The organism is Aquibacillus koreensis (assembly GCF_025154055.1).
Taxonomy (GTDB): Bacteria; Bacillota; Bacilli; order Bacillales; family Amphibacillaceae; genus Aquibacillus_C; species Aquibacillus_C koreensis.
In genome coordinates this window covers 141,509-164,942 of sequence record NZ_JAOALK010000053.1, presented here as the reverse complement: position 1 = coordinate 164,942, position 23,434 = coordinate 141,509, and the positions used below count along the sequence as shown (strand labels likewise).

Here is a 23,434-nt window from a genome sequence, read left to right as displayed (position 1 = left end):
TACAGAAAAATGTAAACGCTTTTTGAACTGCTGCTACTAGTATATATCGAAACGGTATGGTAACTATACCAAAAACATATTGGAAAAGAATATGTAATGATGATATATTTTTTTCATATTAATCAGTTAACTTTTATTACATTTAACGTTAATAAAGTTAACATTATAATTGGATAAGGGGGATATAATATGAAGAAAATATTTGCAATATTAGTAATGATAGTGTTTGTCGGAGTCTTAGTGGCTTGCAACCAAACAAGTGGAGCTTCAAATGATAATACTATCAAAATTGGTATAATTGCTGATTTAAGCGGAAGTGGTTCCACGCTTGGACCTGGTGCGGTTAATGCAGCTGAGCTGGCTGTAGAGGAGATAAATGCTGGTGGTGGTGTCCTAGGTAAAGAAGTTGAACTTATTACTGGTGATAGTGCATCTGATGCAAAAACAGCAAATGACCAAGCGAAAACTATATTAAATAAAAATAAAGCAGATGCACTATTTTTAATGTCAAATAGTGCAAATAGAGAAGCAATGATGTCAACAGTAGAAAAATCTAATAAACTATTTTTCTATACCCCTATTTACGAGGGTGGTTCTTATGGTGATAACATGTATTTCAGTGGGGAGGTCCCTTCTCAACAAATTGAACCAGTTATTCCGCATATAATGGAAACTTATGAAGCGAAAAAGTGGTTTATTGTGGGGAATGACTATGTATGGGCGAGAAAGACGAGTGAGATATTGAAAGGCGCTGTTGAGGGAAATGGCGGAGAAATTGTGGGTGAAGAGTACGTACCAATGGGAACATCTGATTTCTCTACAATTATTTCTAATATTCAAAGTGCAGATCCTGATTTTATTTCTGTAGAGGTCGTTGGGGCAGATGCTATTTCATTTGTTAAACAACTAGAATCAATGGGGCTAGATAAAGGACTATTCGCATATAACGTTGATGAAGATTCTATTAAAGCAATGGGGAAAGGCGCGGTAGGGATGTTAGAAGCTGCATCTTATTTCTATAATTTAGATACAGAGGCAAATAAAGAATATCTTAAAAATTACACAGAAAAGTTTGGAGAAGACGCTGTAAGACCAAATTTTGTATCAAACAGTCCATATGAACCAATACATATATGGGCAAAAGCGGTAAATGAAGCTGGAAATTTAGAAGTGAAAGAGGTTAATGAGGCTTTACCAACTGTTACTTTTTCTGGTCCTAAAGGAGAAGTTTCCTTTGATGGTGAAGGACATCATGCTTCCCTTCCAATTTTTCTGGGTGAGGTTGGAGATGATTTAGAAGTTACTATTGTTAAAGAATTTGGGATTATAGAACCGTAAAGATTAATGGGAGGAAATAGTGATGTGAATAATTTATGTCACTATTTCTTTAAAGAGGAGTGAGATTATGTCCCTTTCAATATTATCGGTTGTGTTACTAAATATAGTCACATCCATTGCAATCTTTTTTGTTATAGCAGTTGGTCTAGCTGTCATCTTTGGTCTTATGGATGTTGTTAACTTAGCTCATGGTGAATTTGTAATGCTTGGAGCCTATGCGGCATTTATAACATCCCAGTTGGGACTAAATCCATGGCTTTCCTTCGTGATTGCCCCTGTTATTGTAGCAATCTTCGGTTTATTTATTGAAAAAATATTAATAAGACATTTGTATGGGAAAATAATGGAGTCTATCTTAGCGACGTGGGGTCTTGGAATAATATTGCGCCAAGTCATAGAGTTGATTTTTGGAAAAGATTATAAAATTGCTCCTTATCCAGTAGAGCAGACTGTGAATGTTTTTGGTGCTGGTTATCCGGTTTATCGTTTGCTCATAGTAGTTCTTGCATTGGTGATTGTTGCCTTACTTTGGTATCTGGAAAGGAAAACAAACGTTGGTGTCACTGTTCGTGCTGTTATACAAAATCCAAATCTATCCTCTGCGTTAGGAATAAACATTAATCGTGTGTATAGTATTTCATTTGTTGTTGGTAGTGCATTAGCTGGATTAGCTGGAGCTATTATTGCTCCATTGGTTAGCGTTCATTCTGGAATGGGGATTAATTATGTGATGAATGGATTCCTCACTGTTCTTGTGGGGGGGATGGGATCTTTGTTTGGGCTTGTGGGAAGTGCTTCTTTACTTGGGGGGAGTGAATCGGTGTTTTCCTTCTTTTTCGATCCAGTATGGGGAAGTATAGCTGTCATTTTAATTACGATTGTGTTTATGAGGTTTAAGAAAACTTCAATATAAATAGGAGGTGGCGCAATGAATCTAACTCGCTCTTTATTGAAAAGTAATCCCTCCAGAAACTTAGTATTAATCATATTAATTCTACTTTTATTACCTACTGTATCCACAGATTATTTTTCTAGTTTAGTAGGTAAAGCGATTATTTTTGCGATTTTTGCAATCAGTTTAGATTTAGCGTGGGGCTACGGAGGGATACTATCTTTAGGTCATAGTGTATTTTTTGGATTAGGAGCCTATGCATTTACTATAACATCATTAAATATTGGAACTCCTTTTGGCATTTTTCTGGGCATAGTATTGGGTGTTTTCGTCCCAATCATAATTGCTGCTCTTGTTAGCTCGTTTGTATTTTTTTCAAAAACAAGCCCTTTCTACATCGGAGTCGTTACACTTTCTCTAGCGTTATTAGCAGAAAAAATGGTAATCAGATTCTCGTCGTTTACTGGAGGGCAAAATGGTCTTAGTGGTGTGCCGGAATTTCCATTTTATGGGGTTCCCCTTTATTACTTTATACTACTCATTTTTGTTTTAGTTGTTGTTGTCAGTTCTATTCTAGTTAAAAGTGATATGGGGAAAATAATTATGGGAGTAAGGGAAAATGAAGAAAGAATGCAATTTTTAGGGTTCTCTACTCCACTAGTACGTACAATGATTTTTTGTTTGTCAGGTTCTCTAGCGGGATTTGCAGGAATCTTATACGCTTCTTTTGATGGGTTTGTATCACCAAGTCTTGTAGGATTTACCTTGGGTACTCAAGTAATTGTTTGGGTTGCAATTGGAGGTAGAGGAAATATTGTTGGTGCTGTTATTGGTGCGTTATTAATTAATATACTTAGTCCATATTTTAATGAATATTTCCCTTATGTCTGGCAGTCCATCTTAGGATTGTTTTTCATCATTACAGTGGTTTTCTTTCCTAAAGGAATCTATTCCTTTATTGATAAGAGTAGAAAGAGTGCTGTTAAGTATGACGTTACTGTAAAACCTCAGGAGGTCAAAATACTAAATTCAAAAAGTAATATTTTAAACATTAATAATCTAGGTGTATCATTCGGAAAGCTTTCCATATTAAAAGACTTAAGTTTAAAGATTAATACAGGAGAATTACAGTGTATCATTGGGCCTAATGGTGCAGGGAAGACAACTTTAATTAATGCAATAACAGGACGTAATAACCCAACAAACGGAACTGTAGTAATTGATAGTTCATCTATTGAAAAAGAGAGACCCGAGACAATAGTGGATAAAGGAATAGCCAGAACATTTCAATCAACCAATATTGTTGGAAATTTGACTGTGGCAGAAAATTTACAATTAGCTACAGCCAATGGTAAGTTTCAGTCCTTTTATCAAAATACAAAAGAAATACATTTATCACCTTCTACAGACAAATTACTAAAACTTAGTCGATTGGAAGAAAAGATGACTTTACTGGCCAGTGAATTAGCGCATGGTGATCAGCAATTGTTGGAATTATGTATGGCCATCGCTTTAGAACCAAAAGTTTTGTTATTGGATGAACCAACAGCTGGACTTACAGGTCTGGAAAGAAAAGAGATAGGAAAAATATTAATACATCTCGCTCATGAAGATAATATATCCATTCTTGTTATTGAGCATGATATTGATTTTGTTAAGGAAATAGCTGATCGGGTTACAGTACTTTATGACGGAACGATAGCGGCTGATGGAACGGTTGATCAAATTACTCAAAGTGATTTGGTTAAAAAAGTATATTTGGGAGGCCATTAATATGAGTTTTATTAAAATCAACAGTTTGACATCTGGTTATTCCAATACTGTAATCATTCGTAATATTGATATAGAAGTCAATGAGGGAGAAGTTCTATGTCTATTAGGAAGAAATGGAGTTGGGAAAACCACTTTATTAAAAACTATTATGGGACTCTTACCCACGTTAGATGGAGAGTGTTTTGTCATGGATAGAAAGGTATCTGGTCTAAAACCCTATCAAATTGCTAATCTAAGGGTTTCATATGCACCCCAGGATATGGGGATTTTCCCAGACTTAAGTGTGGGGAAAAACCTAAAGGTTGGTTATAGAGGAAGTACTTCAAACTTTGAGGAGGGTTGTGAAGAAGCATTTGTGCATTTTCCTATTCTAAAAGAACGCTTAACACAACGTGCAGGAACACTCAGTGGTGGGGAAAAGAAAATGCTAATCTTGTCTCGCTGTATAGTTAATCAACCCCGTCTGTTGATTTTAGATGAAATTACTGAAGGTGTTCAGCCTTCCATCATTGATAAGTTTTCTGATGCCTTAAATGATATCAAGAAGAAAGGTACAACTATTTTGCTTGTTGAACAAAATGTGAGCTTTGCTGAAAAGGTTGCAGACTTCTATGCTGTTATGAACCAAGGTGAGATTGTTGCGATGGATCAGATGGGTAGGGGATCTAAGCAAAAGATTGAAAGTTATTTAGTTATATAGAAATAAAAATGAGAGGGGACGTATCTATGGAAAGATGGACAATTCAAAGGTTACAAGAAGGTTATAGAAGTAAAGAGTTTTCACCAGTAGAGGTTACTAAACAGTACTTAGAACAAATTTATGCAAGCAACCCGAGGTACAATGCCTTTATTACTATTACAGAAGAACTTGCGTTAAACCAAGCGAAGGTATTGGAACGTAAAATGATCGCTGGATATGACCTAGGGAAGATGTTTGGAATTCCAATTTCCTTTAAAGACATTATTTCTACAAAGGGGATTTTGACTACTAATGGATCATATATTGATAGGGATAATATCCCGGGGGAAAATGCACCTGTCGTACAACAGATGGCTGCTAGTGATGGAATTACTTTAGGGAAAAATAATCTTCACGAATTTGCGTTTGGTTTAACATCAAACAATCCTCATTATGGAGCTGTAAGAAATCCCTGGAATACGAATAAAACGCCTGGAGGTTCAAGTGGTGGATCTGCTGCTGCTGTAGTTGCCAACACAAGTGTAGTTTCTTTCGGAACAGATACAGGAGCTTCTATTAGGGTACCCGCATCTTCATGTGGGATAGTAGGGTTAAAGCCGACAAGGGGCTTAATTTCTACAAAAGACGTTACAGGAATTTCGTGGACACTTGATCATGTTGGTCCGCTTACAGCGAACATGACTGATTTGGCCATTGTCATGGATTCTCTAACCAATAAAACATACTTGGAACAATCTCAATCTGACGTAAAAGGACTTAAAGTCGGTATTCCATCATCATACTTTAATGAGAAAGTCGATTCAGAAAGCTATGAAATTTTTGAACAGTCCATTAAAGCTCTAGAAAACTTGGGAGCTATTATTGTTAAAGTTGATTTGCCAGAATTAAAAGAAAATCAGGATGTTGGATTTATTATTGCACTTTCAGAAACTAGCTTTTTACATCAACAGAATATAAAGAATAAAATAGATCAATATGGGTCTGATGTTAAGGCGATTATGGCATCTGCAACAGGATTCACGGCAACGGATTACTTAAATTCATTAAATGTCATTAAAGGTTATACAAAACAATTCGAAGAAGTTTTTAAAGATATTGATGTCATGGCAACATTAACTATGCCGAACACACCTCAAGATATTGGGGTAGATGAGATAATGGTAAATGGAATCAATGAAGATTTATTTAATTATATGACTCGTAACACTTTTATATTTAATATGATTGGTTTTCCTGCTTTATCCATTCCTTGTGGTATAGCGGAAAACGGTTTACCTGTTGGATTACAATTAGCTGCGCTTCCGCATAGGGAGGATTTGTTAATGAAAACTGGATTTGCTTTTGAGAAAGATCAGTTAGAGGATTTCTATCAAATAAGAGATAGCAAATGTGTTATAAACTAGAAAAAAATTAATGACAATATGTCCCTTTATACAGGGAGGATAAGGGAATTATTTAATTAGTGTATATGCCTACTGTTAATTGGTAAATATTAATTCCCCTGAAAATAAAACGATAATAATACTTGATGGGGGGAATGTATATCCGACATAGTAATAAAAAAATCATTCCAAATAAGATTAATTATTTTTCAGTGATGGTTGAAATAATTAAATGGATAAATTTCATCATTGGTACATTCATTTTAGCTTTGGGTGCAGGGATGATGATTCATGCAAATCTTGGAGTTTCTACTTGGGATGTATTACATATTGGATTAGCAGACCAATTATCTTTATCGGTAGGTACGTCCGTTCAAATTATAGGGTTATTGTTAATCTTATTAAAGTATCTGCTTGACCGTAGAAGACTACAAATAGGTACTTTTATAAATGCGATCTTAATAGGTTACTTTTTAGATGTCATTTTATTCCTTGATTTCCTTCCTGATTTTGATGGATTATTGGTGAATTCTATATACTTATGTTTTGGTATTACTATGATGGCTAATGGATCTGGGATGTATGTAGGTACTGGAAAAGGAGCGGGACCTAGGGATGGTTTTACATTAGCGTTGTCAGAAAGAATAGGTTGGTCGATTAGGTTAGTGCGCTCTATATTAGAAGCTACTATTTTATCCATTGGCTGGCTACTAGGTGGGCCAGTTTCGGTCGGGACATTTGCTTCCATTCTTTTGATTGGTCCTATTCTCCAGAAAACATTATTGCTTTGGAGGAAAGTCACTAAAAAATTGGATGATGAATCTGTTAAACGTAAGGTAAATAAAGAAAAGTCCTTCAAAGCTGTATAATTATTTGATATTTTAAAAACTTTTTCTAGGATGATAAACAATGGATGTTCGACAACTTCGTTATTTTGTAACCATAGTGAACGAAAAAAATAATATCTCAAAGGCTGCAAAGAAATTACACATGACGCAGCCTCCTTTAAGCCAGCAACTACGCTCATTGGAAAAATCCCTAGGTGTTCAGCTTTTCCAACGAGAAGGGAAAAGGCTAAGTTTAACATCTGCTGGGAAGTCTCTCTACCAACGGTCTATAACCTTACTGAATTATTATGACGACACTGTGTTAGAAATAAAAGAAATAGAAAATGGCATTCGAGGCCAACTTTCCATTGGAGTTTCCGCATTTCATTCTTATCTTTTACCCAAGAAGATTAACTATTTTAATAGGCTGTACCCTGAAGTGAAATTTAAAATCTTCACTGGAGACCCGACTAGACTGAGCAATCTTTTAGAAAGGGGAGACATAGACTTAGCGATAGTTAATTTACCTGTGGAAGCTATCGTTTCCAGTGTATCCGTAGGTAGACTAGACAGTTTTGGTTTTTCTTTATTTATACCTAGAGCGTGGGGATGGAGTGAAACGAAGACTAACGTAACTTTTGAGGAACTGGAAGGGTTACCACTGATTCTTTCCAAAAGAGAAGAAGGGAAAATGGGAACTTACTATGAAATTATCGACGAATTTAATAGATATAACATGAAACCCAACGTCGTGTGTGAATGTAATGATATTCAAACGGTCTTTATGCTTGTAGATGCGGGATTAGGTTCAACAATTATGCCTGATTATATATTGGATAATTTGAACATAAACAGCATAATTCCACTGAAAATCCTGGATTCTACTCTTACTAATGAATCAGCAGTGCTTTGGCGCAAAGATCGATACTTGTCAAAGATAGCTCAGTTCTTTATTGATTCCCTGGGTATTGTAGAAGTTGAGTGAGTGGTGCATATAGTTTAGATCGTGAGCTTTTTTTAATTCACTAGAACATATCGCCACTTATTGAGGCCGGTGCCTGCATTACCCGTAGATATTGCCGATTTTTGTCGGTGGGGTGGTGACAGGGCTTGCTTTGTTTACCTATGTTGACTTTAAGATGTTAAAGTGTAGGGTTTGAAATGGATAAGGAAAATGGGATACTCTTTGCTCCTAATGGAATAAAAAGAAATAATCGTAGGTTGTGGTAAAATGTAGAAATAACTGAGTATTGTTAGGGTGGTTGGTTGTCAGACTTCTGTAGATCAGAAAGGTGATAATCAAGGAGACATTTCTTGAATTTCTAAGAGAATTTCTGAAAGGAATTATACTTAAATCATGTATTAGAAATCAATTCATCTTAATTATTTTATTCACTTTCTTTTGGTAATCGAACTTCAAAGATTATTACGGGTGCCTGACCCCACCCCTAAGGCAAATGAGCACTTATGTTTTTATTGCTATAATAACTGGAGGGCAGAAGAGTTAGAAAGCCTAATCCCATCCTGTTTTTGACGAAGAAATAGGCTTTTTATGTTCAACAATTGCGCTTATGGAATAATCTTTCACCTATAAACCTACTCTTACATTGAATTGATTAAGTATAAAACATATTTCCTGTTTTGATCTATCATTCGTAAATCGTCACAATTACTCCATTCATATTGTCGCCTGAAATCTCATATTCGTGATTTTTCGGCAGAATAATGGTCATATTTTCAGAAACAGGGTAATAAGAAATAGTATAATTTTCACCTTCGACCTTAGCCGAAACCTTCTTTTTCTCCTTTAGGTAATCTAAATATTCTTCTAAAACGAAACCCTTTTCCTTCATAATAGCACTATGCGGCATACCAACATAGCGAATGTGCCAAGGTTCATATTGAATGCCTGTAATATCAGTTTTATCCTCTGGATAGCGTAAAACAAAACCGTATTTCCAAGCGTTTTTTGCTATCCATTCTCCTTCTGGTGCATCTTCCATTTTCATCTGGGTAGACCCTACATCAAGTGACAAACCCAAATTGTGTTCACTATAACCTGGAGGTAAGGCGCGGTCAGATCCCATTTGTTCATAGAGTATATTTTGTTCCTCGAAACTGCGAAACCCACTTGTGAGGGCAAAATTATGGAGTCCATCTTTTCCAGCACCAGCAACCATCTCTGAGAATTTATGTGCAAGAGACTTTGACATATAATTTTCATTACCTAATAACACGTATCCCTGTGTCAATTCATTGTGCATGGATAAATCGACCACGTCCGATTTAATACTCTCTTGTTGAACTGGGTGTTCATTGTTGACTAATAGTAGATTTCCTTGATTAATTTGTTCTTCTGTAATATTAGTTTGTTGACTATTATCGGAAGCACTTCTATCTTCTGTATTATGATTTTCATGTTGATCATCTTTTTGCACTTCTATATTTGGTATATCTGATTTTGATTCAAACGATCCCTTATATATGAAGGTTACAAACAAGCAAATAAGTAATAATAGTAAAAATCCCCACTTCTTCATTTTTCATTTCCTCCTTATTCTTCTTTCTTTAAAAAGAGTAAGTGAAAATATTTAATTAAAGAGTGGGGTAATTCTTAAATTTTTCTTAAATCATGTATTACTTATTTTGTTCCCTTTCTTTTGGTAATCGAACTTCAAAAGTTGTCTGTACGACGCTACTTTCAGCAGTAATTGATCCATTATGCTGCTCTGCAATATTCTTCGCAATGAACAGACCCAACCCTGTGCTATCTTCTCTATGTGTTCGTGCTTTATCTCCGGTGTAGAACATATCAAAAAGATGAGGGAGATCATCTGGAGGAATTCTATCTCCATAATTAACAACTTGTACTACCACTTCATTTGCTTCAATAAAACCATTGATATCTACATACAGACCGTCATATCCATAACGAATTGCATTGGTGATAAGATTTTCAAACAGTCGTGCTAGCAAATCTCCATCTCCCAAAATGGGTAAATGAATTGGACTATTCATCCGTGCAATCAAATGATTATTTTCGAATACAGGATACAATTCTTCATTTAATTGGTTTAGCAGGTCAGTTAAATTAAGTCTTTTTTTATCTACTGGCAGCATTCCATAATTCATCTTAGTTATCTCGAATAATTCATCAATTAGCCTTTCTAACGTCTGAGATTTAGTAAAAGCAATCGTTAAAAAATGCCTGACTTGTTCTTTCGTCAAGCGATCATCTTTAAGGATTAAATCCAAGTAACCCAAAACAGAAGTTAGTGGTGTACGCAGATCATGTGCCAAGTTTACGACAAGCTGATCCTTACTACTTTCCGAAAAGTCACCTCTTACGATGGCTTCTTTTAATTTTTCACTTGCGAGATTGATGTCTTTTGCAATATCATTAAATTCATCATTTGATTGAATTTCAACTTGATGTTGAAAATCGCCACGAGCTAGGTAGTGAATTCCGGTTGAAATTTCATTGAAATAAATGGAATAACGCTTCGTAAAGAGAAAGAAAAACAATATTGAAAGTGGAATAAATATAAGTAAAAAGACATTAATGTCTCCAATGTTGTACATAAATGAACGAAAATGGGTCAATGGATCGCCGTAATCAACCCAATTATGATAATAATATTGAAGTGCTTTAAAGATTATATAAGTAATAGTACCAGACAGAATCAGACTCAATCCAAATAACAATATCATTTTTGAACGGAAACTTCGTACGATTTTAACCATTGAATGTATAACCAACTCCCCACACCGTTTTAATTAATTTGTTTTTCTGTTTATCTTCTTTAAGTTTTTTTCGTAACTTACGAATATGAACCATAACGGTATTCCTGCCTTCAAAGTATGTATCGCCCCACACCTGTTGAAAAATATTTTCCACACTATACACTTTCTTTGGATGACTGGCTAGTAAATACAAAATATCAAACTCTTTAGGAGTTAGCACAATGTTTTCACCGTAAAGAGTAACCGCATGTTGATCTGGAGAAATAACTAAACCTCCAAATTCTAGATTTGATTTATTTTGAGTCTTGGTTTGATTCAATGTCGTAAATCGCCGTAACTGAGCATTTACGCGAGCTACCAATTCAATGGGGGTGAATGGTTTAGTCATATAATCATCTGCTCCAATTACCAGTCCCTGTACCTTATCGAAATCAGATGTTTTCGCACTCAAAAATATGATAGGCATATTATGCTGTTCTCGAATGAGGCGGGTTACTTCATATCCATCCATTTTCGGCATCATAATATCCAAAATGAGCAGATCAAAGACCTGAGTCTCGACAACACGAACAGCCTCTTGTCCATCAGATACTTTTATAACATTATACCCTTCTTTTTCTAAATGAATGGCAATAAGATCAGCAATTTCCTCCTCATCATCAGCAATTAGTATCGAAATATCTCTCATCTTCCCACTCCTAAATAAAGTTAACATACAGGATCTATTCATATTCTATTATATCTTTTCTTTTTCAAAAAAGGGGGCTTATTGTTGGACTAAAGTAACACAGCTCTTCTACTAAGCTTCCCATTATCTTAGTTACAATCCATAACTATAGCTTTGAAAAATACCTTATTTTGCTTTGAATTTCTACGCAACAATCTGGCCCGATTATTGAATCCTCCAATCAAATTCGTACAAGAAGCATAACATTTGTAATTGAATATACGTATGTACTTTAGGTGGTACGCCTAAAGAAAAAGTTTTAAAAGCATTTGGAGCACATTTCTACTTTGATGACCAGGAAATCCATTTTTCTACTGGCTGGTGCCTGGCACAACTCGTAAGATTGGATGGTAGACAAAAGATCCTTATAAACTTTTATGATATAAATGAATTGATAATAAAAAGAGATATAATAATAGAGATTGTCAGTTAGTGTATGGAGGCAACCTTAGGTTAAATCAATATATAAGCGGAAAGGAGAAAATATGAAACAGGAATTAGCAACTATTAAAATTAGTCAGCCGGCACATAGGGCTCTGAAGAGTGCGGGGATAGAGACAGTGGAACAGTTAACTCAATATAAAGAGGGGGAATTACTTGCTCTTCATGGATTTGGACCAAAAGCTTTAGGGATATTAAAAAACATTCTTGAAGAAGATGGACTTTCATTTAAGAAGGAGGAGAGAGAATGAGATGGTGGGGGGGTCAGACCCCGTCGAATGCTGTCGAATAATATCATTGCTGCGTTTCCATCCATTCACGCAGGTGACTTAACTGGGCATCTATTTCGTTACGTAACGACACTGCCCAATCATCGTAGTTGTCTACTAATATGGTTTCGGGCATAAACGTTGGTAGCTGCTTGCACAACTCGTATCGAATCGTTGAGTCTTTTTCGAGGTATGCTTGACGGACAACTGCAACAAAATCGACAAGATCACATTTGATTTTGTATCGGAGTGATACGGTTCCGTGCTGAAACAATAACCCATTCATAGAACCGATTGGATGTCGTAACAATTTTGCCAAATGATGAAGACACACTTTTAAATTTGCCTTTGCTTTGTCCTGAGCAAGGTGTGGAAAAAGCTCTTCACACAATATATCGCGTGTCGTTACCGGATGAAAGGCTAGATAAGTAAGTAGTCTCTTGGCATGGCGCTGATTCCAACCGGATTCAATTGGAATCGAATCAATCTCGACACTGAATCTGTGTAATAGATGAAGGGCAATAATGGGAACTCTTCGCGATTCTATTTGCTCTTCTGGCTGAAATACCATTTGTATAAACTGTTGTGATTCTTTTCGGGAAAAGGTATCAACACTTATCCTTGTTGCAAATAGTCTGACCCATTCCGAAACTAGCTCGGGTTGCTCTATAAAAAGAAGAAACGACGCATTTGGCACGGTAACGAGCGTACTGTTTTGCAATAGAAAAGAACTTGCATTAAGAAAGGAATTCGGACTTGTCATATTCAGTTCGCCTGTTAATAGAAGGACCGGACACGATAGATCTGCAAGTTCTAAAAGCAGTGCTGAATTAGATGTTAGCTCAACCAAGTTAGAAAAATGCCCTGCTGGGTGGCTGAGCAATACTTGGAAATAATGTCTGAGATCTGAATGATCCGGACCAAGTGTTGTATATCCTCTTAGAAGTTCTTCATATTGGTGGAGAAAGTGGGGATGCCCCGCTTCCATTGTTTGTTTCATATGTGGAAACACGTTCCGAGCTAAATGGTAGTGCGCATTATTTGTTGCCATATACGGAAGTGACATAAGTGTAAGGGCTTTAACTTGATCGGGATACTCTCGGGCGTACTTCACAGCTACATGTGTTCCATAACCAAATGCGGCTATATGGACTTTTGGTAGCTCGAATTTTGTAATGAGTCTATTTAAATCCTCACACAAATCTTCCCATGTAATCGGCCCTTCTTCATAATGACTTTGTCCATGCCCTCGAATATCGTATTGTACTATCGAGAAATCTGTACCAAGTAATTCAATAAAACGCCCCCAGCATGAGGAATCAAGTGCGAGTCCATGAATGAGCAAAAGTACCTCTTTACTCCCACTCCTATCACTCCACTCGTAATACATGTTATGTCCATTTACTGGTGCTAAAGGCATCTCTTTTCCTCCTGTTTACATAGTCAATCCATAATATTTCGACAATAATACTTATTTCCCCTCTTTTTGTTACCTTTTTGTTACCGGTGATTAGCTATAATGAACTAGCAGTAGCGATCGTACTATAAATACAAAGTTTTCCCTTGCTAGTTAGCTGCCGTATTCAGTCTGGTACTGCTAGCCACACCGTTCCTACTTGGTGAGATTAAGCTTGAGCCATTGACAATGCTTAAAAGTAAATCAAATTTTGTCAGGTTATATATTTTACAAACTTTATAAGGAGGCAGGTATGAAAAAATATGTTTTAATAGGTTCTTTCGTAGGTCTCATGATTATCATTGTAATGACATCACTTTTGTTTTTTAAACCCAAAGAAGAAGCTAGTGTATCAGCTGTAGACGCTGAAGAGGTGGATCGTATAAGTGAAAGTGAAGAGACTGCTTTGAATAATAATGATTACATTACGCTACATGTTATTAACGGGGAAGTCATTATTGGAAGAGATGGTCAAGAAATCACAGAAACAAATGAAATACAAGTATATGCGGGAGATACGGTCATAACGAAAGAAAGTTCGACAGCTAAGGGTGAAATGAATTCAGATGAAATGTTTATGATTGATGAGAATTCTTCTATAGAAATAACTGAAATTATAGATGATGAAAAAGGTGTTCAGATTGAAATGAATCAACATGTCGGGCTCGTATATCATATGGGAGAACACGATGCATATTTTGTGAATATAAATGATATTCAATATCAGCCAATAGGTACACATTTTTTCACTTCTGTTGATCCGGAAACAGGGGAGAGTGGTCTATTTGTGGCTTCTGGCATAGTGAGGTCATCTTTTATTCCAGAACCGGATCGATTTACAAATGTGTTACCATCCCAGCAATTGAGCGTAAATACTAATGACCAGCACGACACACATCCTGGGATTATTACACCAGGTGAACTTGTAATGAATATGAATAATTCAATGTTAGCAAGTTTTATAGAGAATAAGATGAAAATTGATGAAGAGAATGAAAGTTTATTGGAGTTATTAAATAGTAGTCCCGATATGAGGGGAGAATATGGCTTAACTTCGGATGAAGATCTGGATAAGTTAAAAGAAAACACAAACAAGTTGTATGAATATATCCTTGATCAATCTATTAAAAGAGGACATATTACGCAAGAAGAAGCCCAATTTTTAGTGGATCAATTTAATAACATGGTTGAAGATGATCGTGGACGTATTGACATGAGTAAAGATATTATGCTACATCCACTAGAATTGGAGAATCAATTATTTGATAGGCAACAAGAAAGGGCGGAAGAGGAAAGGAAACGTGCAGAAGAGGAAAGAAAACGTGCAGAACAACAAAGACTACAAGAAGAAAATCAGAGAATAATAGAGCAGATCAAACAAAGAGTAGAACAACAAAAGGAAGAAAATCGCTTACAGCAGGAACGAGCTGCCGAGGAGGCGGAGAGAAAATATTTAGAACAATTAAGTAGGGAAGAGAGAGAGAGGCTGGAACGAAATCAGGAGAAAGCAAGAGAGAAACCATCACAACCTGAAATAGTGAGACCGATGCCGCCAGCACCACAACCTCCACCTGGAATAAAGCCTCCTTCGAATGAACTCGAGGAAGAGCGTCAGCGTGAGGAAGAAGAGCGTCAACGCGAGGAAGAAAGGGCTAGGTTAATACAGAAGATAAAGGATTATTTAGAAACAATATCCTTCGAATCCCTTGATTTATCAGAAGGAGTAAAAAATATTGATTTAAGTGATTTTTATGCCATGGATGAGAGGATTGAAACAACCGTTCAAGTGGATGGCTTAGAGGTTGCTGCGGTAAGTATAGAAGATGCTCAAATGAGAATCACACCTATTCAACCTGGTGAATCTAAATTAGTATTTAAAGTTGGACTAGATAATACCGAGATAGTTAAAGAGATTAATATTAGTGTTGTTATTAGTATTCCATTGGAAACTGCAATTTCCATTGAGTTTATGGATACAAACCCGTTAAATAATGCGATAGTTCCTGAAGTAATTATTACAAAGGCAACCGATGAAACTTATTTGACCGACTATGTTCTTTTCTGGGCAGATGAACAAAACGAGAAACTCGGTGAACCAATTATTACTCTTGAAAAGACTGGTGAAGACATTCATTATATTTTTCCAGAGGATATAGAAATACCTACTCAAGCAAAAGGGATTCTAATTTATTCTAAAAATGATTTTGGTTTATCAAATGTTTCTGTTTATACACCTATTGTCGATTATCAAGCTTATTCAGTTGGCAGGAGATTAAATGATCGTGAACTGATAGAAAATGACTATTCTGGTTTGGAGTTAAGTGGCCTATTCATTGATCCATACGGGGAAGAGGTCGACTTTTCTAGTCAATTGTATCGTGTTGAGGCAATAAGTAGTGATGGTTCAGTGAAAGTAGAAAATAGGGGGGAGTGGATAGAGTTTGAGGGAGTTCATCCTGGTGAGTCTTTCATCACATTGAATCTATACTATGCTAAAGGTAAAGAATTATTGGTGTCTACGACATTTAATGTTACAGTAAGGCAAATTATCTTACCGAAGCAGGGACCTTCATTTGTAGATTATACAATTGTTAATAATAATGAAATCAAGTTCACAATCGGAAAAGCAGAAGATGAATCAGATATCCTTGGTTACTACGTATATTGGTCAAATAATGATAATGATAGACTAGGGGTGTTTACCGCTTTCGGTATAATGGATTCGGCCATGGAATTTACCATACCAATTCATTATATCCACGATACAAGAGTACTTGTTGTAACCTACAACGAGATGGGGGAATCTGAGGAGTTTGCTTATGTGGATTTAACATTGGGGGGTCAGACCCTGTCGAAAGACAAGTTGATCGATTTGTCCTTAAGGGGAGGACGATAGGGAATACAAATCTTAACCTCCAGTAAAGGGCAGACTTAATGAAAAGAAAGGGCGCAAAGTGACAGGTCTAAAGCTAAATGCTAAGATGGCTGTGCTACCTGAAGGGGATACGGGAGGAAGTTATAATCAATCAATACAAAACATAAGAGTCCGATCGATAAAGAATGGATTAGCTTGATCAAGGAAGCAAAAGATTTGGGGCTCACGATTGAGGAAGTTCGGGAGTTTTTACTATCTTCATCAGTGGAGCTTGGCACCACTCGGAAATTAACGGGTTTTATCGATGATTGAGTGCTTGATAATGATAGTTTTGTTGTGAAAGAGTAAGTATAGTAGGAGGAATTCAATTGCTGTGCATTTGTGTTCCTCTTTCATTTATTGCATACATTAATGCGAACGGATCAGTATAAGTGCTTGTTAAATAATCCCTAGTACTGGCAACACATGTAGCTCATACAAAGAAAGTGACTATAGAATTCTCTGAAACAGCGTTCCTTTATTAGGGACGTTTTTTATTTCTATAGGAAATCGATTAGCTTAATCACACCCTTTCATAAACTTCAGATGAACTTTACTGCGCAGTAATCGTCAACTACGTAATACTAGGTATATCATTCGTAGGCGGATTATTAAGTTCACACACTATTTAAGGGGTCAGACCCTGTCGAAAGACAAAGTGGTGTAAATGTCCTTATGGAGAGGACATTTAAGCGAGTCTAAATAAATAGCTGCACTTTGTATTTGATGTAACTATTGTCGTCTTTATTAAACGAAATAGTTGGGCACCACCTGTAAGATGTCAAACTTGGCATTAACAGGTGGTGGCCAAGCACAATTATAAAGAAGCGTTCGGTGGAATATAAATATATTTACCGAACCAAACACCTATCTTTTCGATATACATATTAAACCAACAGTTACAGAGGAAGCTCCAATTATAAAAGGCAAAGAGCTCCACAATGTTTTGCTTAAGACATCCACACATCATTCCTCAGACCTACTTCCAGGGGAACTTTTAGACAGTTGCTTCCGGTCAGCAGCCGTTGGAGGTTCTTCTAACCAGCCATTTTCTATTGTGAGATTCAACCCTTCATTTGCATACTTTCCTATATCAGCTATAAGAGTAGCGAATTGAGCATGTATGTCATGACGCATGATTTTGGCAATAGCTTGACCATAGTTTGAAATGCCGATTTGATTCGCAAGTGTTGTATGATAAAGCATTAACTTATCTGAGAATGGTGGAGTCGTAGAGTCAGAAACATGTGCTTCCATAGTAGGTGGGACAGGTAAATTTTCATTGGTAAGAAAACTACCTAAAGATTTGATCTGTTTATCTGCAATCTGTGCCCCTTGCTGAAAAAACTTCCTTAATCTACTGGATGATGCCAACTGGCTAAACCCTAACATCAATGCTTTGCCTAGAATATTGGTATTAAGGTTGACATGTAGATGTTTAATTTCAAGTGCAGTTAGTGGTCTATTTTTACCTGCGATCAATGAAATAAATGATTTCTTTTCTACAAAATCAACTTTTTTCGGATAGGGAATTGTGGGAGCAGGTGTATCTTTTCCTTTCATAGCTAATAGATGTGACCCCTTTTCAAATGTGATTAAGGAGTCATGTAAACACAGCTTAAAATAATCTATTAAATCTTGTCTGTGTGCACTTGAAATTGCACTACCATAGGTAACGATAGCAACCTTGGACATTTCTGCAATATAATAAAGAATAAAAATATCACTAAAAAGTCTAGGGGCATCTTTTCTAACATCTTGCTCACCAAAACCAATTGGGGCAGGGATATTTTCCTTCGTATAAATCTCTTTCAACATGATTAAATTCTTTTTCGAAGTTTTTAATGCAAATTCAATATATTCCTTAACTTCTTCATCTTCTACTACTTGAAGATGATGTTCAAAGACACAACTAAATAAGGAATCCCCCATATAATTTGAATATAATTCACCTAGTTCCGAAGCATTCAATTTTTGATTTTGTTGATGTTCTTTTATTTGGTTCATTACTTCTTGTTCTTGGTAAGATGAAGTATCGTTTTCCAATGTTATCCTCCTAAAAAGATTTAGTTTAGGAGTAGTATTTGACGAAGAGCTTAAAATTATTATATTTCAGGGGTCAGACCCTGTCGAAAGACAAAAGTACAGATTTGTCCACGAAGGAAGGACATTTGAGGTAAACCTTAAAAGGGAAAAGTATGGTACTTTATTTGACCACATTGGTATGCTCATGTTTATTGTAATATATAAGGAACTTGTAAAGCAGAAACGTTAGTGAGAGAACAACTAGATAAACAGGTAATGAATAATATATTTTCCAGCCATTATATACATATACGTGTAGTTTAACGAGTAATAATTCAAATACAACTGAAAATAATGCCCATGATAAAAAGTATAAGACTAGTTTCTTACCTTTAAGATTTAAATAGTCCAAAAAGTAAACGAATAAGTATCCGAAGGCTGGATACGCCCCGTATAAAATAACATCAAATAACTCATATTTGTTAGAATCAGTTAAATCGTAATAATTAAAGGGCTTAACGCCCATTGAATGATCCATAACCTGAGGGAATGATATGCTAAGCAGCACAATTAAAGGGGTTATTTCCTTAGGAATTCTCTTACGCATAAAGAGAAAAATCCCAATGTTAAATACTACTGTTATAAGTATAGTCCATTCATTTATATCAAATTTCTCAGGAAAGTATAGTAACATGTCATTACCTCATTAAACGACGTTTTCTGTACCATGTCCATAGTATGTATGAGAGTACAACTGTAAATGTCCATTCTATTAGAGAATGGTGAACTTGAAATTTGTTGTTTTTTAATACACCTAAGTAAATAAATAAAAATTCCAACGAAGACATAAAGAAAATAGTAAAGATAGAAAGAATTATTTTCCACATGCGATTCCTAATTCTAAGGTGAAAATCAAAAAAGATAATTATGATTAATGGATAAAGAAAAAGTCTCTTAAAAAAATGGGTCCAGAAATCACTCTTACTTGTTGACAAGCTTAGCAATTCCAAATTGACTATAAGTATAGATGAGACAGAGTGTGTAATTAACCAAACTGTCATCCAAATAAAAAGGATCTCAAAAAGATGAAGTCTCTTTTTATAGTTGCAAAATACAATTAACAAGAAAACTAATATAAACAAAAATACAGAAAGAATCATTATATCACCTAAGAGTAAGAATGGTATTAGTGTGATCAAATATGGAGTAACTATGCAAGCGAATATCGGGGTCTGGCCCTGTCGAAAGACAAAAGTACAGATTTGTCCATGGTGGGTGGACATTGAGGTGAGAGGGTAGCTTTTTTACCATGTCAGATGCTCATTAGTGAACAAATATTTAAGCATCTCTGCCTTCTATAAATAACTCCCCCATGTTGTAGATAAATACCCGAATACTCAACTAATTCTACTGCTCTAATCTTTTTGAGGTGCTCAAGTGTATAGGGGTATAGATTCTCGTCGGCAATTGTTCTGATAATATCCAAACTATTCTCTGCGATCAACCCTACCCTTATCCATGGGTTATCATGATGCTAGGAAATAGGAATTGTAATAGTCCAACATATGCAGAAGTGTGTCGATCGTATAGCAGTTCCATTGTTATCATTAGTTCCTGTTTCAACGTATGCTCTTCTAAGCTTGGCAGCACCTTTAAAAAGAATGTATAGAATTTGCAGCAGTGTAATCATTGTCCTTCCTACGTGGAAAATTCACTAAAGTGTCTTTCGACAGGGTCTGACCCCTACAAATAAATAACATTGACCCTATTTACGTTTTTAAAATATACTTAGTTTAAGCAACTAGAGAGGGGCTGTGACTTGAGTTGGTCAAAGAAACTATTTATATTGGTCACGTTTGTTTTAATTATTGGTTTGGTCGCCTATTATTGGAACGTTTTAAATAAAGAGACTGTAGTCAAAAGAGGCGAGGTTAACCTTACGCAAACAGATTTTTTTGAAAAGGGTTACATTGAGCTGAATGGAGAATGGGAATTTTACTGGGAAGAATTGTTAACACCTGAAAATTTCAAGCAACAAAATCAAGCTATAGATTATACTATTGTTCCAGGAAATTGGAGTCAAGATCTTCATGGCAATCAGTATAAAAATAAAGGCTTTGCGACTTATCGCATGGTAATAAATGAAATTTCTAATGAAAAATATTTCGGTTTTAAAAAATCAAATATTCGTAATGCGAGTAAAATTTATATCAATGGAGAAGTTGTGTTAGAAGATGGACAAGTTTCACCATCTATGGAAGATAGCGTACCAGGAAATAATTCAGAAATTATTTATTTTGAATTACAGGATGAAACGGCTGAAATTATTATCCATGCATCAAATCATGAATATATCGTTGGTGGTATTGCTAAACCTCTTCTATTTGGTTTGCAGCAAGAATTAGTAACTCATCAGCAACAAACGATTATGTTTGAATTTGCTATGCTATTAGTAGTCTTTATTGTAGGTATCTTTTATATTATTTTATATTTTACAAGCAGGCACTACCGTATGATGGAACCTGCAACTTTTGCGTTAGCGTTAAGTTGCTTATGCTTTGGTGTAACGGGTGGTATCTATAGTGAACGCATTATTACGATTATATTTCCAGACCTTACTTTGAATTCAACCTTTAGATTTGGCCATTTTGTCAGCGCTTTGTCAGTCATATTTGTGTTACATGTTGTTAATAAAATTAATGATGGTTTTCTCTCAAACCGATTGAAAACTATTATATCTTTCACTTTTGCTCTTTTTATTCTTCTTGTATTAACCTTACCTTTAAGCCTTTATTTAAGCACATTAAACTTTTATTTATTTTTTGTCGTTGGTGTATTTTTATGGATTTCGATAAATGTTTTCCTAATGTATATTAAAAATCAGGATAAAGGGATCGAGCAAGTCGAGCATAATATGCTGATTGTCGCCATTTTTAGTGTGTTTCTCTTCTGGTTTGATCTCATGCTCTACAGTATTGGCATAAAGGAAGACATGGGAATAGCGTTTTTTTGTATGGCGATTTTTAGCATCGCATTAGCCGCATTGTTAATTTATCGATATACCCTTTACTACAAAAAAAGTGAAGAGTTATCCAAAGAGTTACTTCAAACGTTAGACGTATTAACAGAGAAATCGAACCAGGCTAAAGAAAATGAATTGGCGTTTTTACAAGCGCAAATCAAGCCACATTTCTTGTTTAATGCTTTAAATGTAATTTCTTCTATGATATTAAAGCGTTCAGATGAAGCGTATGAGCTAGTATTATCATTGAGCGATTACTTGCGTGCGAAATTTGACTTTTATAATAAAGAAAATTGGATCAGTATAAGAGATGAATTAGGTTTCATCTATTCCTATCTTGATATCGAACAAGCTCGTTTCGAGGAACGCCTAAAAGTAGACGTTCGGTTGGATGAAGATATAGATTTTGTTGTGCCACCGTTATTAATTCAGCCATTAGTCGAAAACGCCGTTAGACACGGTGTGAATAAGAAAAAAGAAGGTGGAACAGTCTCGATTCATATTACAAAACTACCAGAAGGTCATCTTATCAAGGTGCGTGATGATGGAGTAGGGATGTCGACAGAAAAGGTAAAGGATATATTAGACCAAACATCACATGAGGATGGAATTGGATTGCAAAATATTCAAAATCGTATGCATCGCTTATTCGGGACGGGATTACAGATTGAAAGTTCAGTAGGAGAAGGAACAACGATTTCAGTAATAATACCTGATCGGAGGGTTTAACAAAATGAAATTACTCATGATTGACGATGAACGCATGGCCATCGAACATCTGAAAACAATTCTTGAAAAAAGTCAGCAAGTGGAACTGGATGATGTAGTCACTTTTGTATCGCCAAGCGACGCTCTCCAATGGGCTCAAACAGAGCAAGCTGATGTGGCATTTGTCGATATTGAAATGCCAGAAATGAATGGATTGGTTTTAGCAGAAAAATTGAAAAGCCTACAGCCACAGATAGAAATTATCTTTGTTACAGCTTTCCAAGAATATGCGGTGGAAGCATTCGAGCAATATGCATTAGACTATTTGCTTAAACCAGTCCGCCGCGAGCGAATGCAAACGACAATAAATCGGATCCATACTAGATTGAAAGAGAAAAAGTCGTTGGCAAAATCGCTTGAAATGGTTACCATTCATTTGTTAGGAAACTTAACCATTCAAAAAGGGGATCAAGCTATAGATTTGAAATGGCGTTCAGGTAGGGTAAAGGAGTTATTTGCGCTTTTGTTGCACTTCCGCCAGCAACCAATTTCTAAATTTGATATTATTGATTATATTTGGCCGGATTTTTCAGATAAGAAAGCTTCCACTCACTTACACATGACGATTTATCGTTTGCGACAATTAATACAAACACATGAAATAGATGTAGTGATCAAATTTCAAGATGAGTCCTATCAATTAATTTTAGGCACAGAAATCGTGGTAGACGTTGATCAATGGCATCACCATTTACAACAACATCCTACTGTGACATCCGTCAATATCAGAGCATGTATCGACGCTTTACATGTGAAACAGGGACGCTATATGCAGAATCTGGATTATAACTGGGCTAATAACGAACAAGCCTATCTTGAAAAAAGTTATACAAATCGATTAATGGACATCGCTCGCTTTTTGTCAGAGACAAAGCAATATGATGAAGCGATTAAGTATTATGAACAAGCCTTTCAATTAAATAGCTATGATCAACAAATAATGATCGAGCTATTCCAGTTGTATGCTATAAAACATCGCAATAGTGATATTGAAAGATTCTATAAAGAGGTCCAGCATATCTATCAAGAAGAGCTTGTAACTCCTATGAGCAAAATGATAGAACGGTGGTATCGAAATTGGCAAAAAAAATTAGAATAAAATCTATCTATAGTAGAAATGTAGTCCTTTAGTTATAGGGGACTACATTTTTTTTAT

General features: G+C 35.7%; 19 protein-coding genes and 1 riboswitch. Of the genes, 13 read left to right on the top strand and 6 right to left on the bottom strand.

What is annotated here, in order from left to right; genetic code table 11:
* Nucleotides 1-189: 189 nt before the first annotated feature.
* The 7 genes from NYQ66_RS15535 (at nt 190) to NYQ66_RS15505 (ending at nt 7,897) form a co-directional block, all read left to right on the top strand.
* Entirely contained in the window at nt 190-1,338 is a 1,149-nt protein-coding gene (locus tag NYQ66_RS15535; protein ID WP_259870688.1) for a substrate-binding protein, read from the top strand.
* 67 nt (nt 1,339-1,405) lie between these two features.
* Nucleotides 1,406-2,251: a branched-chain amino acid ABC transporter permease gene (locus tag NYQ66_RS15530; RefSeq protein ID WP_259870687.1), complete on the top strand. Its 846-nt coding sequence runs from the start codon at nt 1,406-1,408 to the stop codon at nt 2,249-2,251.
* Nucleotides 2,252-2,266: 15 nt separating this feature from the next.
* Nucleotides 2,267-4,003, top strand: a complete 1,737-nt coding sequence (locus NYQ66_RS15525) for a branched-chain amino acid ABC transporter ATP-binding protein/permease (protein WP_259870686.1) — start codon at nt 2,267-2,269, stop codon at nt 4,001-4,003.
* Nucleotide 4,004: 1 nt separating this feature from the next.
* Nucleotides 4,005-4,703: an ABC transporter ATP-binding protein gene (locus NYQ66_RS15520; protein ID WP_259870685.1), complete on the top strand. Its 699-nt coding sequence runs from the start codon at nt 4,005-4,007 to the stop codon at nt 4,701-4,703.
* A gap of 26 nt (nt 4,704-4,729) precedes the next feature.
* Nucleotides 4,730-6,106, top strand: a complete 1,377-nt coding sequence (locus tag NYQ66_RS15515; protein WP_259870684.1) for an amidase — start codon at nt 4,730-4,732, stop codon at nt 6,104-6,106.
* A gap of 134 nt (nt 6,107-6,240) precedes the next feature.
* Nucleotides 6,241-6,954 (top strand): YczE/YyaS/YitT family protein, encoded by a 714-nt coding sequence (locus NYQ66_RS15510; protein WP_259870683.1) that lies wholly within the window; start codon nt 6,241-6,243, stop codon nt 6,952-6,954.
* A gap of 40 nt (nt 6,955-6,994) precedes the next feature.
* On the top strand, nt 6,995-7,897 hold the full coding sequence (locus tag NYQ66_RS15505; protein WP_259870682.1) for a LysR family transcriptional regulator: 903 nt from the start codon (nt 6,995-6,997) through the stop codon (nt 7,895-7,897).
* Nucleotides 7,898-8,561: 664 nt separating this feature from the next.
* Here the strand turns inward: NYQ66_RS15505 and vanY are convergent.
* From vanY to vanR, 3 genes are all read right to left on the bottom strand, one after another.
* The gene (vanY, locus tag NYQ66_RS15500; protein WP_259870680.1) at nt 8,562-9,452 is read right to left on the bottom strand and encodes a VanY-A/VanY-F/VanY-M family D-Ala-D-Ala carboxypeptidase; all 891 of its coding nucleotides are present in this window, start codon (nt 9,450-9,452) and stop codon (nt 8,562-8,564) included.
* 97 nt (nt 9,453-9,549) lie between these two features.
* A complete protein-coding gene (locus NYQ66_RS15495; RefSeq protein WP_259870679.1) occupies nt 9,550-10,656 on the bottom strand; it encodes a sensor histidine kinase in 1,107 nt (368 codons plus the stop codon).
* Entirely contained in the window at nt 10,649-11,344 is a 696-nt protein-coding gene (gene vanR, locus NYQ66_RS15490; protein WP_259870678.1) for a vancomycin resistance response regulator transcription factor, VanR-F/VanR-M family, read from the bottom strand. The genes NYQ66_RS15495 and vanR overlap by 8 nt, the downstream gene beginning before the upstream one ends.
* A 256-nt stretch (nt 11,345-11,600) precedes the next feature.
* Between vanR and NYQ66_RS21575 the strand changes: the two genes are divergently transcribed.
* Nucleotides 11,601-11,816: a 5'-nucleotidase gene (locus NYQ66_RS21575; protein WP_407652103.1), complete on the top strand. Its 216-nt coding sequence runs from the start codon at nt 11,601-11,603 to the stop codon at nt 11,814-11,816.
* A gap of 52 nt (nt 11,817-11,868) precedes the next feature.
* Nucleotides 11,869-12,075 carry a DNA-directed RNA polymerase subunit alpha C-terminal domain-containing protein gene (locus tag NYQ66_RS15485; protein WP_259870677.1) on the top strand — a complete coding sequence of 69 codons (207 nt, stop codon included), beginning with the start codon at nt 11,869-11,871 and terminating at the stop codon, nt 12,073-12,075.
* Between the two features lie 43 nt (nt 12,076-12,118).
* Here the strand turns inward: NYQ66_RS15485 and NYQ66_RS15480 are convergent, their stop codons facing one another.
* Nucleotides 12,119-13,513, bottom strand: a complete 1,395-nt coding sequence (locus NYQ66_RS15480; RefSeq protein ID WP_259870676.1) for an alpha/beta fold hydrolase — start codon at nt 13,511-13,513, stop codon at nt 12,119-12,121.
* Nucleotides 13,514-13,802: 289 nt separating this feature from the next.
* On the opposite strand from NYQ66_RS15480, the gene NYQ66_RS15475 reads away from it, so the two are divergent.
* Entirely contained in the window at nt 13,803-16,445 is a 2,643-nt protein-coding gene (locus NYQ66_RS15475) for a hypothetical protein (protein ID WP_259870675.1), read from the top strand.
* 18 nt (nt 16,446-16,463) lie between these two features.
* A riboswitch (cyclic di-GMP riboswitch) is annotated at nt 16,464-16,547 on the top strand.
* Nucleotides 16,548-16,574: 27 nt separating this feature from the next.
* Nucleotides 16,575-16,736 (top strand): anti-repressor SinI family protein, encoded by a 162-nt coding sequence (locus tag NYQ66_RS15470; protein ID WP_259870710.1) that lies wholly within the window; start codon nt 16,575-16,577, stop codon nt 16,734-16,736.
* A gap of 693 nt (nt 16,737-17,429) precedes the next feature.
* On the opposite strand, the gene NYQ66_RS15465 is transcribed toward NYQ66_RS15470, so the two are convergent.
* Nucleotides 17,430-18,509, bottom strand: a complete 1,080-nt coding sequence (locus NYQ66_RS15465; protein WP_259870674.1) for a DUF3231 family protein — start codon at nt 18,507-18,509, stop codon at nt 17,430-17,432.
* A gap of 160 nt (nt 18,510-18,669) precedes the next feature.
* Nucleotides 18,670-19,182: a hypothetical protein gene (locus NYQ66_RS15460; RefSeq protein ID WP_259870673.1), complete on the bottom strand. Its 513-nt coding sequence runs from the start codon at nt 19,180-19,182 to the stop codon at nt 18,670-18,672.
* Between the two features lie 1,125 nt (nt 19,183-20,307).
* Between NYQ66_RS15460 and NYQ66_RS15455 the strand changes: the two genes are divergently transcribed.
* Together NYQ66_RS15455 and NYQ66_RS15450 are read left to right on the top strand one after the other, a co-directional pair.
* Nucleotides 20,308-22,239, top strand: coding sequence for a sensor histidine kinase (locus tag NYQ66_RS15455; protein ID WP_259870672.1), 1,932 nt, complete (start codon nt 20,308-20,310; stop codon nt 22,237-22,239).
* Between the two features lie 4 nt (nt 22,240-22,243).
* On the top strand, nt 22,244-23,377 hold the full coding sequence (locus NYQ66_RS15450) for a response regulator (RefSeq protein ID WP_259870671.1): 1,134 nt from the start codon (nt 22,244-22,246) through the stop codon (nt 23,375-23,377).
* Nucleotides 23,378-23,434: the final 57 nt, after the last annotated feature.